Here is a 15,580-nt window from a genome sequence, read left to right on the forward strand (position 1 = left end):
ATCATCCTTCGGCGACTGGGGTTGAATTCGGCTGCCCTACAGCTCCGGCATAAAAAATCAGCAACAACACAGGTTCAGTGCCGATATTTTTACCGCTGTGAGCAGTGTTGACTACTTCAGCTAAAGCATCACCTGCTTTGACCACATTCTTTTTACCATTTATTAACCTTATTTCCAACTGACCCTGCAGCACAACACCAAAAGAAGGAACCGGGTGTAAATGCCAACCGGTTTCTCCACCCGGAGCTATTTCAATCCTGACACCGGTAATTTCAGCCTGACCTTGCGGATAGCTTAATGAAACACCGTCCCAGCTTTGGCTGGTCTTTAAAACAGGGGTCACCTTTACAGCAGTATTGGTTTCGATAGCGGATAAAGCGAAGCTAAAAGGCAGCAATACAGCACAGATCCAGCCAATGATTTTGTTCATAGATTATTCCTCTGGGGCAGCTGAAATAAAGTCTAGTTGGAGCAAAGCAGATCTCCAGAAAAAACAGTAACAAAGCAATTCTGGTTCAGCGGTATTTCAGCTAGTATTCTTTAGACTAAGCAAGCTTCATAACGTCTTTGTTCTGAATTTCAATCCAACGCCTCCTAAGGATCAGCTCATGCAGCCCACACCTTCAGCTTTTCGCTTCAGTTTAAAATTCAGTATTGGCCTTTTTGTGCTGCTGACCTTATGGCTGTTGTATTTGGATTGGCAGCTGTTAGTACCAGGCTGGCTGAAGTATGTTTTTGTGCTGATCAATGCTGTAACTTTGTTTGGCTATTGGCGGGATAAAAAAGCAGCTGAACAACAAGCCTGGCGCACTCAGGAAAGCAGCTTGCTACTGCTGGGTTTAGTGGGCGGCTGGCCTGCGGCTTTTGTAGCTCAACACTGGTTTCGGCACAAAAACCGTAAAGTCAGCTTTCAATTGCTATTCTGGTTAACGGTACTACTGAACACCTCAGCCTTTTACAGTTTATGGTTATCCGGCTGGTTGCTGCCATAAGGGCAAAAACTGCGACCAGAAACAGAGCTTGCTCTATACCCGAAGTGTAAAGCGCGATAGATTAGGAAAAAACGACTGCATTGCAGTTAAAACTATCGAGGGATCTATGCGCTTTACTCTACTTAGTATCAGTTTAATTGCCGCTTTTGGCCTGCAGACTCAGGCCGCAGACTTTAGCCAACAGGCGAATAAAATCGCCCAAAGCACGTTGATTATCGACACTCATATCGACGTGCCTTACCGTTTGCATGACGACTGGGAAGATGTGACTAAAGCCACCAAAAGAGGCGAATTTGACTACCCCCGCGCTAAAGCCGGTGGTTTAAATGCGCCTTTTATGTCGATCTACATTCCGTCTTCTTATGAGAAAAAAGGCGGCGGTTATTTGTTGGCGAACCAGCTGATTGACAATATGGAAGCCTTAGTGGGCCGTGCGCCGGATAAATTTGCCATGGCTTACAGCAGCGCGGATCTGGCGAAACACTTTAAAGAAGGCAAAATTTCCCTGGCTTTGGGTATGGAAAATGGCACTCCTATCGAAGGCAAACTGGAGAATCTGCAACACTTTTATGACCGTGGTATCAGATACATCACTTTGGCTCACTCCGAAAGTAATCATATAGCCGACTCCAGCTACGATTTACGCCGGCAGTGGAAAGGTTTAAGTCCTTTTGGTAAAGAGCTGATCAAGGCGATGAACGAAACAGGTGTGATGGTAGATGTATCTCATGTGTCAGATGATGCCTTTTATCAGGCGGTCGCGATCAGTAAAGTTCCTGTTATTGCGTCCCACTCCTCGTTACGGGCATTAGTGCCGGGTTTTGAACGCAATATGGACGATAAGATGCTCAAAGCGCTGGCCAAAAATGGCGGTGTACTGCAGATCAACTTTGGTTCTGCGTTTATCGTTAATGCCGCCAATCAGTGGGGCCTGCAACGGGACGCGGCTTTTAAAGCTTCAGGTCAGACAGACAAAGATGCATTCAGCCAAAATTATCGCAAAACCAACCCTTATCCGTTTGCCTCTTTAGAAAAGGTGTTGGATCATATCGACTATGTGAAAAAGCTGGTGGGTATAGACTACGTAGGCATAGGTTCTGACTATGATGGTGTAGGTGACTCTCTGCCAGAACAGCTGAAAGATGTGTCGACCTACCCGAACCTGATCCGTGGTTTACTGGAACGGGGCTACACTGAACAAGAGATTGAAAAAATCTTATCCGGAAATACATTGCGGGTTTGGCGTGCGGTAGAGGACTATGCAGCTAAACACTAACTGCATTTATACTGCTCTATAAAATTGAAGTTGCAGGGAGGCAACCAATAGTAAATCGCCAATGACAATAACCCACTATGTCATTGGCGCAAAAACCCCTGGCAACACAGTTGCAGCTTCAAGTAAGACGAGTCAGTTGTAAGAGGTAAAAGTAATGGAATGGTTACGTCAGTTATTTGAACATCCAGCCGATCCATTGCTGTTATCCGGCAGTTACGATCTCAGTTTAGTGGTGTTATCGTTTTTAATAGCTGTATTTGCTTCTGCCATGGCGATGCAAATCACGGCTCAGGCTATTAGTGTCCGAAAAAATTCCTTACGTTTATTGATGCTTGGCAGCGGCAGTGTGGCGCTTGGCGGTGGCGTCTGGTCTATGCATTTTATCGGCATGCTGGCCTTCACTTTATGCACAGAAGTCAATTACCACTTTGGTTTAACCTTGTTGTCTATGCTACCCAGTGTCGCGGCGTCCTGGGTTGCTTTGGATCTGATCAGTAAAAAGCGGATCAGCCTGCCTCAGCTGTTATTAGGTGGAGTACTGATGGGTGCTGGTATTGGCACCATGCACTACAGTGGCATGGCCGCTATGCAAATGTCGGTCGCTTTACGTTACGACTTGCCGATGTTTTTACTCTCTATTCTGGTTGCTGTGGTGCTTGCCATAGTGGCACTCTGGATCCGTTTTGGTTTAAAACGTTTTAATCTGGCCCCGCAATGGTTAACGCTGTTGAGCAGTCTGGTGATGGGCGGCGCTATCAGTGGCATGCATTACACAGGGATGGCGGCAGCCCGTTTTGTGCCTCCACCCGGTTTTGTCCCTGATGATCAGGCTGGCGAAATGCCGCTGGTGCTCGCTATGGGTATTACTTTTACCACCTTAGTGATCAGCAGTTTTGTTGTGGCTATCAACTTGCTGCTGAAATACCGCGAAGTCAGTGCTGTCGTCAAAACCAGTGAAAGCCGTTTACTGGCCATGATGGACACAGCGGTAGATGGCATAGTCACTATTAATGCCAAGGGCCTCATCCAGGGTATGAATAAAGCCGCAGAACAGATTTTTGGCTGGACTCAAGCCGAGTTACTGCATAAAAACGTCAATATTCTCACCCCCGCCGCTATTCGCCCTGAACATGATTCTTATCTGACGAACTACCTGACCACTGGCACAGCAAAAATTATGGGTATAGGCCGGGATGTTGAAGCAGTGCATAAAAATGGTCAGCCAATACCGGTACGATTAGCTATAGGCCATGCCAAATTACCGGACGAAGATATTTTTGTCGCTTTTATTACGGACATCAGCCAGCGCCTGCGGATGGAGCAAGCGCTGAAAGAAAACGAAGAAAAGTTCCGCTCTTTAATTGGCAATATTCCGGGTGCAGCGTATCGCTGTTTGTACAATGAAAACTGGGATATGGTGTTTATCAGTGATTCCATAGAAAGTATTACCGGCTATCCGGCAGCAGATTTTATGTTGCCGGATGCCAAACGCAGCTGGATGTCTGGTATTCATCCTCAGGATGAACACTTGCTGCAACAACTGGATTTTTTCCAGCAAAGTTTTCAACTGGAATACCGCATTATCCACAAAAGTGGCTCTGTACACTGGGTACTGGAAATGGGGCAGGCCGTGCGGGACAAGCAAGGTGAAATCATCTGGGTGGATGGTTTTATTATGGATATCAGCCAACGTAAACAGATGGAAGTCGACCTGCTGGAAGCCAAAAATAAAGCTGAACAGGCCGCCGAAAGCCGTAGCGCTTTCCTTGCCAATATGAGCCATGAAATTCGTACACCCATGAACGCCATTATCGGCTTCAGCGATTTGCTGTTAAGTTCGGACTTGTCCGCGGAACAGAAAAAACATCTGGCGACTATCCATGGTTCGGCTCATTCGTTATTGCATTTACTGAACGATATTCTCGACAGCGCCAAGCTGGAAAAAGGCAAACTGGAACTGGAGTGCAGTGACTTTTCTTTACCTGCTGTATTGGATGCCGTGGTGTCTACCTTATGGATCCAGGCGCGTAAAAAACAACTGGAACTGAAGCTGGAACTGGATCCAAAACTCGGCGAGTTTTATTACGGCGCGCCGGACCGATTACGTCAGGTACTAACTAATCTGATCGGCAATGCCATTAAATTTACTGACAAAGGTTCTGTGCTGGTTCGGGTGACTCCAACAGCAGACCAACAACTGAAGTTCAGTATTCAGGACACCGGCATTGGTATAGCAAGCGATCGCTTAGCCTTGATTTTTGATGCTTTTACTCAAGCCGATGCATCAATGAGCCGCCGTTTTGGCGGCACAGGCCTTGGCACCACCATCAGCAAACAGTTAGTCGAATTGATGGGCGGCGAAATCAGCGTCCAAAGTACTGAAGGTGTGGGCAGTTGTTTTGAATTCAGTTTACCGCTCAAAGCAGGTAAAGCCATTGTTGCTGCTCAGCAAGGTTATGTGCCTGCGCTGCCAGCTTTAAAAGTACTGATAGCAGACGACATCCCACAAAATCTTGAACTGTTGAAACTCCTATTACAACGTGCCGGACATCAGGTAACGGCGGTGACAGATGGCATCGAAGCAGTAAAAGCTGTGCAGCAACAGCCCTTTGATTTGGTGCTGATGGATATTCAGATGCCCAACCTGGATGGCCTGAAAGCCTGCCAGCAAATTCGCTTATGGGAGCAAAACCATCACAACACCACCCTGCCGATCATCGCATTAACTGCCAGTGTGCTGGACGAAGATAAAACAGCTGCCAAAGAAGCGGGCATGCAGGGTTTTTCCAGTAAACCTATAGATTTTGCAGCTTTATGTTTTGAAATAGCCCAGGTGCTGCAGATTGAAGTGCGGGAGCCTTTATCCCAGCTTGCGCCAACTCCGGCATCCGATCAATTACTGAACTTGCCAAAAGCACTGCAGCTCTGGGGCAATCTGCCCACTTATTTGCCTCAATTGCAGCAATTTTTACAGCAACAACTGCCTCAGTTACAGCGGGCCATCGCAGAATTACAAGCCGAAAACTATCAGTTAGTGCAGCAACAGGCGCATGCGATTAAAGGTGTTAGCGCGAATCTTGGGCTGGATCCTCTGAGTAAAGCCTGCGCCGAGCTGGAACAGGCAAGCCGACAGCAGCAGCAACAAAGAGCCATGGAATTAGTGCAGAAAATTTTGGGCTGCTGGCCTAAATATGAAGCTGAATATCAAAAACTGCTGACAGAGCAGCCTGTGGCTCAGAAAGCACAGTCAACACAACTGGATAATCAGCAACTTAAAACCATGCTCGACAGCTTAAAACAGTCTTTATTACGGCATGAATTGGACGACCAAAGCATAGAGCAATTGGCTCAGTACAGCGGCGAGCATCAGCCTGCGCTACTGATGTTGCTGGATGCCGTCAACGATTTTGACTTTAACCTGGCGCTGCAACTACTGGAACAGTTAACGCAGAAGCTGGCGGAAGGAGAGCTCTGATGACAGACAAACAAAGCCTGTTACTGGTGGATGATGAACCCACTAATTTAAGAGTATTACGTACTGTATTGCAGGAGCAGTACCGCCTGTTTTTTGCCAAAAGTGGTGAAGAAGCCTTGCAGCTGCTGCAAACAGAACAACCCGACTTAATACTGCTGGATGTGATGATGCCAGGCTTAACCGGCTTTGATGTCTGCGCCCGCTTAAAAGCCAATCCGGCAACCAGCGCTATTCCGGTTATTTTTGTCACAGCGCTAAAAGATGAAATGGATGAAACCAAAGGTTTTGAAGTAGGAGCAGTGGATTACATCACCAAGCCTATCAGCCCTGCTGTGGTGCGGGCCAGAGTGAAAACCCATTTGTCCTTAGTGCAGGCGCAAGAGCTGAAACAAACCCGGCTGCAAGTGATCCAGCGTTTAGGCCGGGCTGCAGAATACAAAGACAATGAAACCGGCTTACATGTGATGCGTATGAGTCACTACGCTCAGGTATTGGCGTTAGCTTATGGTTTTAGCGAACAAAAAGCCGAAGACTTGCTACATGCAGCCCCTATGCACGACATAGGTAAAATTGGCATTGCCGACAATATCTTACTCAAACCCGGCAAACTGACGGGTGAAGAATACACAGAGATGCAAAAACATCCGCTGATAGGTGCAGAGATTATCGGCGATTGTGAATCTGACTTATTAAAAATGGCCAAAGCCGTGGCTTTGTATCACCACGAGAAATGGGACGGCACAGGCTACCCTTTTGGCCTGAGTGCTGAGCAAATACCGGTTGAAGCCCGTATTGTCGCCTTGTCCGATGTATTTGATGCCTTAACCAGCGCCCGGCCATACAAACAGGCCTGGAGTATTGAAGACACACTGCAGCATATCCGCCAGCAAAAAGGCCTGCATTTTGAACCCAAACTGGTTGATTTGCTTGATGAAAATTTGCAACAAATCCTTGAAATCAAACAACGTTGGGCTGAATAATACAAAGCTTTTATTAATTAGTATCTTAACCTGGCTAAACTCCCGGAAACTGCCGCTTTATCACACAAGAAAGGACTCATAATGAACAAACTAAAGTTAATGACATTACTCAGCAGCACCATACTGTTCACCGCCTGCGGTGGCAGCGGAAGTGATGGCGGAGGTGATGGCGGGGGTACAGGTGGAGGTAATAACACAGTCACTCTGACGGCTGACATAGTACAGCAAAGCCTTTGCCGGACAGAGATCCCTGCCACCAATGCTGAACTTGTTGTCTACGATTCGAATTGGGCGATAAAGAGCCGGCACATCCCTGATACTCAAGGCAAAATAACAGCGGTAATTCCTGCCACTCAGTCAGTCAATATAGCCTTTATTACCCGAACAGAAACGACCTCTGGGACACAGATTTATGCAGAATCCAGAGCTCAGCACCCTGTAGGTGACCTCGGAAAATTTACTGCTTTAGGCTCCTCAACCCAAGGCTGTGAATGTCAAACCAAGGATGTTCGGGTGAGCTCAGCGCAGGGATTTAGTATTGAGCGTATGACGTTGGCTGGAGCTACTAGCCCGGTCGCATTTCGACAACTTTCCTCCTATGGCGGTGTTTTTAGGAATGCCCAAATTTGCCGGACCACAGGAGGAGCCTGGCCTGCTTTGACAGTTTTAAACTCGGCGAGCACTGAATTAGCAGCTGGTCGTTTGACTAATTACAACATCAATACAGATCTGGAAGTACAGTTGGACCAATTCGCTACACTTTATCCGGCCAATGTTGACATAAATTTCAATAATGTCAGAGTGATACATGAAATCGATGGCACTATGCTCAGCACCCCTATCGATCAAGGCAGCACTGAATTCCCGGTGCTTGCAGGCTTGGATAATCTGATACGGGCTCACCTGAGTGGCACCAACTTTCAGCGGATCACAGAAGATGGACAGTCGGTAAATATCTTTGTCAGTCGCAGAAAAGCAGTAAATCTTACAAACCCAAGTACCACCTCTCTTGACCAGCCAGATGTCACTCCACTTGAAGGTATGGCCTTGGCTTTTGACAACTTTATTACGTCCGATTCAAACAACTATTCAATTCCTAATGCAAATCAGTATGCAATGTTCTCAATTCGTGCTGAAGTTAGCATGATGGATGGTTCTGAATACAGCGAAGCCTTTTTCGGGCCAATGCAAGGCAAATACCCGGAAAATATTTTGCCGGCAGACTACAACATGGAAGAAAAATTAGAGATGGTTTCAGATCTGTATATTCAACTGTCTTTATCAAAATATGCCAGCGAAACGAATTACCAGAGTGCTCTGAGAAATCTGGTAAAAAGAAGCAGAGCCGCGGATGACGAAGTGTTTGGCGGAGACTGGTCCGATTATTCATCACTTTCAATTAGCGCTGATGTTAATCTTTAAATACAGTGAAGAAGCATAAGTGGCCTGCGTTATCACAAAACGCAGGCTCCTTTTCCTCCAATCCTGACTTTAAGTAGTGTTAGGAAAACAGCTGAAACATAACTTAAAACAAGGATTTTGTATGAAAAAAAACCCACTTTATCTGGCGGCATTGGTCAGTGTTCTGCTGCTCAGTGGCTGTGATAAAACGCCAAAAACCGACACCGCAGTGGCAGAAACTAAGGTTGAGGCCAAAGCTATTCCTGGCTACAGCCCAACTCAGTTTTATGCCACCAAGTCTTACTTGGGCAATGATATTAACCACAAAGCCGATGCGCTGTTAGTGGCGTCTGATGAGACTGGTGTATTTAACCTGTATAAAGTCAGTCTGGATGGCAAAACCTGGACGCCCCTGACCAGTTCCACCACCGAATCTATTTTACCTGTAGGCTGGTTTCCGTTGGATGACCGTGTCCTCTATCGTGCCGATCAGGGCGGTAACGAGCTGCATCACTTATATGTGCGTGAACTGGATGGCTCAGTCAAAGATTTAACACCTGGCGATAAACACAAAGCTGAGTTTATTGGCTGGACAGATGACAACCAATTCTGGGTAATGAGTAACGAACGGGACCCGAAGTTTTTTGACCTGTATAGCTACAACAGCACCGACTATCAACGCACTTTGGTGTATCAGAACAATGAAGGTTATGACATAGGCGCTTTAAGTGATAACGGCCGTTATATCGCCTTATCGAAAGAGCGCACTAATGCTGACAACAACCTGTATTTGGTTGATTTGCAAAGCGCAGACAAAACACCACTACATATCACGCCGCATCAAGGCAATGTATCGCATGGCATCTATGGTTTTAGCCGTGATAATAATCAGCTGATTTTTGGCAGTGATGAAAAATCTGAGTTCAGCGAAGCCTTTGCCTACAACATCGCTGAAAAAGCAGTAAAACCTTACAGCAAAGCCGACTGGGACATTATGTACATTGGCTTTAGCAAAGATAATAAATACAAAGTGGAAGCGGTCAACGCTGATGCATCGACCAAAATCAGCATCACAGACCAAAGCACAGGCAAAGCACTGCAGTTACCTGAATTACCTGCAGGTGATTTACGGGGTGTCACCTTTTCGGATGACAGCCAGTACCTGAGTTTTTATGTCAACGCCGACAACAGCCCTTCTAATTTATTTGTCTGGAAACTGTCAGAACCCACAGCAGAACGTTTAACTCAGGCACTGGATAAAGCCATAGATGAAAGCGTACTGGTGAACAGTGAAGTAGTGCGTTACCCAAGCTTTGACGACTTAGCTATACCTGCCCTGCTGTATAAACCGAAACAAGCCAGCAACAGTACTAAAGTTCCTGCACTGATTTGGATCCATGGTGGTCCAGGTGGTCAGTCACGCACAGGCTACAGCCCCGTTATTCAGCATCTGGTTAATCAGGGTTATGCCGTGTTATCGGTCAATAACAGAGGTTCCAGCGGTTATGGCAAAACCTTTTTCCACCTGGATGATTTAAGACACGGCGAAGACGATTTACAGGACATAGTGTACGGTAAAAAATACCTGCAATCGCTGGATTGGGTGGCCGCAGACCGCATTGGCGTGATGGGGGGCAGCTACGGTGGTTATCTGACAATGGCGGCTATGGCTTTTACTGATGAGTTTAAAGTCGGCATTAATATCTTTGGCGTGACCAACTGGGTTCGCACTTTAGAGAGTATTCCACCTTGGTGGGAGTCTTTCCGTGAGTCGTTGTATGCGGAGCTGGGCGACCCGGCAGTAGACGGTGAACGTTTGCGTCGTATCTCCCCTGTATTCCATGGCGACAAAGTGAAAAAGCCGGTATTGGTGGTGCAAGGGGCTAATGATCCTCGGGTACTGCAGGTTGAGAGCGATGAAATGGTAGCAGCAATTCGAGCTCAGAATGTACCGGTCGAATATGTATTATTTCCGGATGAAGGCCATGGTTTTTTGAAAAAGGAAAACCGTATTAAGGCACAAGAGGCTTATTTAGCCTTTTTACAAAAATACCTGTAGCATCCGAAACAACAGGGAGCAGATAAAAGCTCTGCTCCCATTGATGATAAATAATTTGAGTCCTATGAAAACCAACTTCAGCTTTGTTTTGATCAGCAGCATGTTACTGGCCGCTTGTGCCATACCGCGTTACACCGAGCGGTTACAGCAACCTATGCCTTTGCCTGAAGGTGAATGGACAGTCAGCCAAAGCAATCCTAAAGATATAGAGAATGTCACAGAGATGCGCTGGCAATCCGTTGATTCAGAAAACTATGTGCAAAGTTTTGTGTTTGAACAACAGCCCAACAGCGACCTGATGAAAACTAAAACCATTGATGATCAGCAAGGCCAGCGTAATTGCGACGAGTTGTTTGATAGTCAGATTTTGAGCGAAGAGCCGGTGAATGGTTATCCGACCTTGGTGTGGGTGTCTGAGTGCAAAAGCAAAAGCGGCGCTTATTCCAAAATTTTGCACAAATCCATAGCGGGCAAAGAGTCGCTCTATGTATTTAACAAGGTATGGCGCAGTTTACCTTTGCAAACCGAATGGGATTTGTGGCTGGATTACACCAATAAAATCCATATTTGTGACAGCAACAGCAAGAGCCAGCCTTGTAAGTAGGTAAGTCAGGTCAGAGTCGGTGACTCTGACCTTGTTCTTAGTTTAACGCTGAGCAGCCAGAGCTTCAGGGAAATCAGAGAAAGCTTCTTTCGTCACAGAACTGGCTTGCTGTTCATAGGCGCTCGAAGCTTCAAAAAAAGCCTGGTACAAAGCTTCAGGTAAGAACTTTTCAGCCATGGCAAAACGGGTATCCGTCTGTTTTTCTTTATGATGCCAAAGTGTTTGATCAGAAGTAGCAGACACCAGTTTGTACTCCAGCTCTACCGTAGCCTCTGAAGCCAGCAATTTAGCACTCTGCTCAGACCAACGCTGGATATCGACATAAAGCACCATATCCACATCTGTCAGGGCTGGTACTTCAGTCAACTGACGCGCTTGAGCATCCACAATCTGAAAGCCCTGTTCCGCCGCTACGGCCGGAACTTCGCGGTTAAATGCCTGTATTAAAGCATCAGGTACAGCTGCATCGCTGTGCACCACAATCATTACTTTTTGCGAATTCTCTTTCTGCACTTGCACATAATGTTGCTGGTCGTCTGCAACAGAACTGCAGGCACTCAGATAAACAGCGGCGGCTGCAGTGATCACTAGCTTAAAGTACGTCATATGTTTGCTCCTTCCATCGGAAAAATCCTGTAACCCCTGTTACTGCACTGGCTTACTTTATACATTCAGTGTGGCTTATCCGGATGAACCAAAACTTAACCAGTTCAAAAAATAAACTGTTTAGTTTTTGGCTTCAATTAACGCCACTAACTTAGCCAACCTTTGCTGGCATTGATCTAATTGCGGGCTTTGCTGAGTCACCAGTTGCTGGCCTAAACTTAAAGCCGCCAGCACTATGCTTTGCTCCATCGACAAATGCCCTGCACCTTGTCTTACCTGAGCAATTTTAGTGTTTAGCAGCCGTGCCGCTTCCTGCAGCTCGGCCTGTTCTTTTACAGTGCAGCGCAGCCAGTACTCACGCCCGGCTATCACTACTTTCTGTTCGACCACTAAGGGCTGCTTTAACATGGTCAGGCTGACAATTGTTGTTCAAACAACTGAGTCAGTTGTTGTAGCTTCTGCTGTGCCCTTTGTTTCTGGTCGTCAGACTCCATGGCATGCAACTGCAAGGTTTCCAGTTGATCTGTGCTTTTTTTCAGTTCCTGCTGCAACTGCTGCTCTTTCTGATCGAATTGCTGTACTTGTGCAATGAGCTGCTGATTTTCAGAAATTAATTTCTGAATTAACTGCTCTAACTTGCTGAATTCGGCTTCAAACATAAAATTCCCTTAATGCATTAGTGGGTTGAAAATTGGATGGTGACAAGTAAGTCATTGATTACAAGCGAGGGCAGAATGAACCTGAAGTCTTGAACCTGAGCTGAATAATAACAAGCGAAGTGAATAAATTTAGTGAGCGACAGAAACAAAAAGGGCAGAGTGATCACACTTCTGCCCTTGTTTAAACTTCTGGCGGCTGTAGGAGCCTTTGCCTTTTTTCGCTTTCACCACCTGCATCTGAAATAATTTACTGGTCACTAAAGCTTTGAGTGCATTATCCCGGATCTCGCCGCGGCCATGCTCAGCCGTTGGTTTTTTTGCCATAAGGCCTCCTGTGTAAAAAACGCGCAAAGTGTAGAGCCAAAATCTATCGGAGTAAATTGCTGGCACTGATTTATTTTAGCCAGATCTGCTTTATGATAAAGCGCATCACTAAAGCCGGAATCGTCAGAATGAAATTTATAGCGCCGCTGCTTTTACTCTTCAGTTTTATCTTAGATGCCGACAGCTGGCAGCCCCCTGAGCCTATGGCTGCTTTAAGTGCGGATGCGTCAATACTGGTGAGGGTTGAACCAGGAGTTTTACCCAACAGAGATGCCAGTAATCAGCCTCATTTTGCCAAAGCCAGTTTTTTTCGCTGGGATCATCAGGGTCACTATCAGCCTTATCAGCAACTGTCATTGCAAAATAAAGTCTCTCCGTTATTTATTTTTGTCAGCAATCAAGGGGAATTGATCACTCTGGATAATTGGTATAACTCAGGACATGGCGAAGTGGTGGTGATTTACAAAGCGGATGGTTCTGTGCTGAAAAGCTTTGGTCTTAGCGCTTTCTATACCAGACCGCAACTGGAGCAACTACTGCACTCAGTCAGCTCTGTGCAATGGCGCTGCTTTAAAAAATCACCCTATTTACTACAACGTGATTTTTATCTACCTATCCGCCCTGCCGGGATAGTCAAAATTAATTTGGATAATGCCAGTGTTAGCCTGATTGACGGTGATCAGAGCTGCTAAAGCATATTTTCGTTAATCTCACATTCACAATAATTAACATATTTTACCTTCAGTCCATTCAAGGACACCGGCCATGCCTCCAGGCCTGGCAGCATTCTCAGACTATTTAAGGAAAAATATGTTAAAAAAAATTGCAGTCGCATTGATGGGTTTAGGCTGTTCAGCAGCAGTATTTTCAGCTCAGGCTGAACAACCTCTCTATTTTGGTGCTCAGTACAGCCAGCAAAGTGTTGATGATGCCAACTGGGATTTTGGTTTGGTATCAGGGGTGGCTGGTTATAAGTTTAATGACATCTTTGCCATAGAAGGCCGTTTAGGTGTGGGGGTGCAGGATGAAGAGTATTCCGGAGCATTAACCCGAGTCAAAATAGGTATAGATAACAGCTATTCAGTGCTCGGAAAAGCGTCCTGGCCTTTGTTGGAAACCTTATCTGTGTACGGCATCGCTGGTTTTAATAAAACCAAGTACGACATCAATATCAATGATGAAGACGGCATACTGGACGACAGCCACAGCGAAGATGGTCTAATTTATGGCGCAGGCGCAGAGTTGCGTATTACGACGAACCTTAGCCTTAACCTGGAATACGCTGTCTTACCAGAAATAGGTGATGATGAAGATAACCTGGATGTAGAAAGCATCAGCGCAGGCATCAATTACCGCTTTTAATCAGCTGAATTCTGCACATTAAAAGCTGACACCATGTTGATACCAGTTGGGATGAGCATCCCGACTGGTACGTACAACTCAAGCCAGCACTTTCTCGTCGACAAATGCCTGTACTGCTCTTGATATTTATCAGCCACGTAACCAGATCGCTTGAATCTCTTCCCTGATTCAGGATCTGTAATGAAAAACCTGCATATAGATTTAGTCTCCGATATTGCCTGCCCCTGGTGCGCCATAGGTTATGCGCGACTGGAACAAGCCATGGATAGCATCAAAGATAAAGTCAGCGTCAATATTCAATGGCGGGCTTTTGAACTGAACCCGGATCCAAAACTGGTTCCCGAGCCTATATTACCGGCGTTAAGTAAAAAATATGGTCGTAGCGAAGACGAAATGCGTGCGTCACAGCAGTCCATGATGCAGGTTGCTGCTGATTTAGGGCTTAACTTCGATAAAATGCAGCAACGTTTTACCTGCAATACCTTTGATGCGCATCGTCTGGTGAAATGGGCAGCTGGCTTTGACAAACAAACAGCGATGAAACAAGCCTTATTTGAAGCTTATTTTGGTTTTGCAGAGGATGTGTCCACAACCGAAGTTCTGCAAAAATGCGCAGAAAAAGCCGGACTTAATGCGGATGAAGCATTAAAAGTGCTGCAATCAGAGCAGTTTGTTGACGAAGTACGTGCTGAAGAAGCCCAGTATCAACAAGCGGGTATCAGTTCGGTGCCGGCTTTTGTGATCAACCAGCGCTATCTGATATCAGGTGCGCAGGACCCTGCAACTTTAGCCGCAAGTCTGCTGCAAATTGCTGATGAAATGACCACTGAATAACAACACATTCATATAAAACAAAAAAGGTGCGGTATGACCACCCCAACTAAAGACTTTATTTATCACATTGGCACTGTAGGCACGCCTTGGGGCGACACTGAAAAACAACAGTGGCTGAGCGAGCAACAAATTAAACGCAGCTACGAAGACGAAGTAGTGAAACCGCTCCTTCAGCATTTACCTGATACAGCTGAACTGGTTAGCTACGGCAAGCTGGATTACCGCAGTTTTGATTTACCTTTGTATGAGCTGTTTGCTGTGCGCAGCAAAAACTGGCAAGAAGGTAATCCGATAGTGCTGATCACTGGCGGTGTGCATGGGTATGAAACCAGTGGGGTACAAGGCGCGCTTAAGTTTGTTAAAGAAGAGTTCAGCCGTTACAGCGACAAGGTGAACCTGCTGGTTTTGCCTTGTATCAGTCCATGGGGTTATGAAACCATCAATCGCTGGAATCCAAAAGCAGTAGACCCTAACCGTTCCTTTGGCGCTGAAAGTCAGTCTGATGAAGCAACAAAAGCTATGGCTTTTGTACGTCAGCACTCAGGCGAAGTGTTAGTGCATATCGACCTGCATGAAACTACCGACTCAGACAACAGCGAATTTCGTCCGGCCAAAGCGGCCCGAGATGGCACTGTGAACACCAACTGGAATATTCCAGACGGATTTTATCTGGTGGGAGATACGGCTAAACCAGAAGCTGGTTTTCAGCGCGCTATTATCGAAGCAGTGCAGAAAGTTACTCATATCGCTGAAGCCGATGAAAATGGCTGCCTGATTGGCGAAAAACTATCCCAATTTGGCGTAGTGAATTACCCAAAACGTTCACTGGGACTTTGTGGCGGTATGACAGATGCCAAATTTGTCACCACCACTGAAGTCTATCCGGATAGCCCAAAAGCCAGCCCACAGCAATGCAATGCTGCTCAGGTTGCGGTGATTTGTGCAGGCGTGGATTACGCTTTAGCTTGATAAGTAAAGGGTCAGAGTTTTAACTCTGACCCTCTCATC

At 46.2% G+C, this 15,580-nt stretch carries 16 protein-coding genes; 11 read left to right on the forward strand and 5 right to left on the reverse strand.

The window, feature by feature from the left end; genetic code table 11:
* Position 1: 1 nt before the first annotated feature.
* Positions 2-430, reverse strand: coding sequence for a cupin domain-containing protein (locus P3C17_RS08165; protein WP_300928958.1), 429 nt, complete (start codon positions 428-430; stop codon positions 2-4).
* 178 nt (positions 431-608) lie between these two features.
* Between P3C17_RS08165 and P3C17_RS08170 the strand changes: the two genes are divergently transcribed.
* The 7 genes from P3C17_RS08170 (at position 609) to P3C17_RS08200 (ending at position 10,787) form a co-directional block, all read left to right on the forward strand.
* Positions 609-992: a DUF1294 domain-containing protein gene (locus P3C17_RS08170; protein WP_300928959.1), complete on the forward strand. Its 384-nt coding sequence runs from the start codon at positions 609-611 to the stop codon at positions 990-992.
* Between the two features lie 106 nt (positions 993-1,098).
* Positions 1,099-2,268 carry a dipeptidase gene (locus P3C17_RS08175; protein ID WP_300928960.1) on the forward strand — a complete coding sequence of 390 codons (1,170 nt, stop codon included), beginning with the start codon at positions 1,099-1,101 and terminating at the stop codon, positions 2,266-2,268.
* Between the two features lie 154 nt (positions 2,269-2,422).
* Entirely contained in the window at positions 2,423-5,743 is a 3,321-nt protein-coding gene (locus P3C17_RS08180; RefSeq protein WP_300928961.1) for an MHYT domain-containing protein, read from the forward strand.
* Positions 5,743-6,723 carry an HD domain-containing phosphohydrolase gene (locus P3C17_RS08185; RefSeq protein ID WP_300928962.1) on the forward strand — a complete coding sequence of 327 codons (981 nt, stop codon included), beginning with the start codon at positions 5,743-5,745 and terminating at the stop codon, positions 6,721-6,723. Before P3C17_RS08180 ends, P3C17_RS08185 begins: the two co-directional genes overlap by 1 nt.
* Positions 6,724-6,804: 81 nt before the next feature.
* Complete coding sequence (locus tag P3C17_RS08190; protein WP_300928963.1) at positions 6,805-8,145, forward strand: hypothetical protein; 1,341 nt, start codon at positions 6,805-6,807, stop codon at positions 8,143-8,145.
* A gap of 121 nt (positions 8,146-8,266) precedes the next feature.
* Positions 8,267-10,183 (forward strand): S9 family peptidase, encoded by a 1,917-nt coding sequence (locus P3C17_RS08195; protein WP_300928964.1) that lies wholly within the window; start codon positions 8,267-8,269, stop codon positions 10,181-10,183.
* A 64-nt stretch (positions 10,184-10,247) separates the two neighbouring features.
* Complete coding sequence (locus tag P3C17_RS08200; RefSeq protein WP_300928965.1) at positions 10,248-10,787, forward strand: hypothetical protein; 540 nt, start codon at positions 10,248-10,250, stop codon at positions 10,785-10,787.
* Positions 10,788-10,829: 42 nt separating this feature from the next.
* Here the strand turns inward: P3C17_RS08200 and P3C17_RS08205 are convergent, their stop codons facing one another.
* The 4 genes from P3C17_RS08205 to P3C17_RS08220 all read right to left on the reverse strand — a co-directional run bounded on the left by P3C17_RS08205 (position 10,830) and on the right by P3C17_RS08220 (position 12,376).
* Positions 10,830-11,393, reverse strand: a complete 564-nt coding sequence (locus P3C17_RS08205; RefSeq protein ID WP_300928966.1) for a hypothetical protein — start codon at positions 11,391-11,393, stop codon at positions 10,830-10,832.
* Positions 11,394-11,513: 120 nt separating this feature from the next.
* Positions 11,514-11,801, reverse strand: a complete 288-nt coding sequence (locus P3C17_RS08210; RefSeq protein ID WP_300928967.1) for a cell division protein ZapA — start codon at positions 11,799-11,801, stop codon at positions 11,514-11,516.
* Between the two features lie 2 nt (positions 11,802-11,803).
* Positions 11,804-12,052, reverse strand: a complete 249-nt coding sequence (locus P3C17_RS08215; protein WP_300928968.1) for a hypothetical protein — start codon at positions 12,050-12,052, stop codon at positions 11,804-11,806.
* 129 nt (positions 12,053-12,181) lie between these two features.
* Positions 12,182-12,376 (reverse strand): ribosome alternative rescue factor ArfA, encoded by a 195-nt coding sequence (locus tag P3C17_RS08220; RefSeq protein WP_300928969.1) that lies wholly within the window; start codon positions 12,374-12,376, stop codon positions 12,182-12,184.
* A 128-nt stretch (positions 12,377-12,504) separates the two neighbouring features.
* On the opposite strand from P3C17_RS08220, the gene P3C17_RS08225 reads away from it, so the two are divergent.
* The 4 genes from P3C17_RS08225 (at position 12,505) to P3C17_RS08240 (ending at position 15,541) form a co-directional block, all read left to right on the forward strand.
* Positions 12,505-13,068: a hypothetical protein gene (locus tag P3C17_RS08225; protein ID WP_300928970.1), complete on the forward strand. Its 564-nt coding sequence runs from the start codon at positions 12,505-12,507 to the stop codon at positions 13,066-13,068.
* Positions 13,069-13,186: 118 nt separating this feature from the next.
* The gene (locus tag P3C17_RS08230) at positions 13,187-13,738 is read left to right on the forward strand and encodes a porin family protein (RefSeq protein WP_300928971.1); all 552 of its coding nucleotides are present in this window, start codon (positions 13,187-13,189) and stop codon (positions 13,736-13,738) included.
* A 180-nt stretch (positions 13,739-13,918) separates the two neighbouring features.
* Positions 13,919-14,572, forward strand: coding sequence for a DsbA family oxidoreductase (locus tag P3C17_RS08235; RefSeq protein ID WP_300928972.1), 654 nt, complete (start codon positions 13,919-13,921; stop codon positions 14,570-14,572).
* A 33-nt stretch (positions 14,573-14,605) separates the two neighbouring features.
* A complete protein-coding gene (locus P3C17_RS08240) occupies positions 14,606-15,541 on the forward strand; it encodes a M14 family metallocarboxypeptidase (RefSeq protein WP_300928973.1) in 936 nt (311 codons plus the stop codon).
* The last annotated feature ends 39 nt before the right edge of the window (positions 15,542-15,580 follow it).

It is taken from the genome of Rheinheimera sp. 1928-s (assembly GCF_029269265.1).
GTDB lineage: Bacteria > Pseudomonadota > Gammaproteobacteria > Enterobacterales > Alteromonadaceae > Pararheinheimera.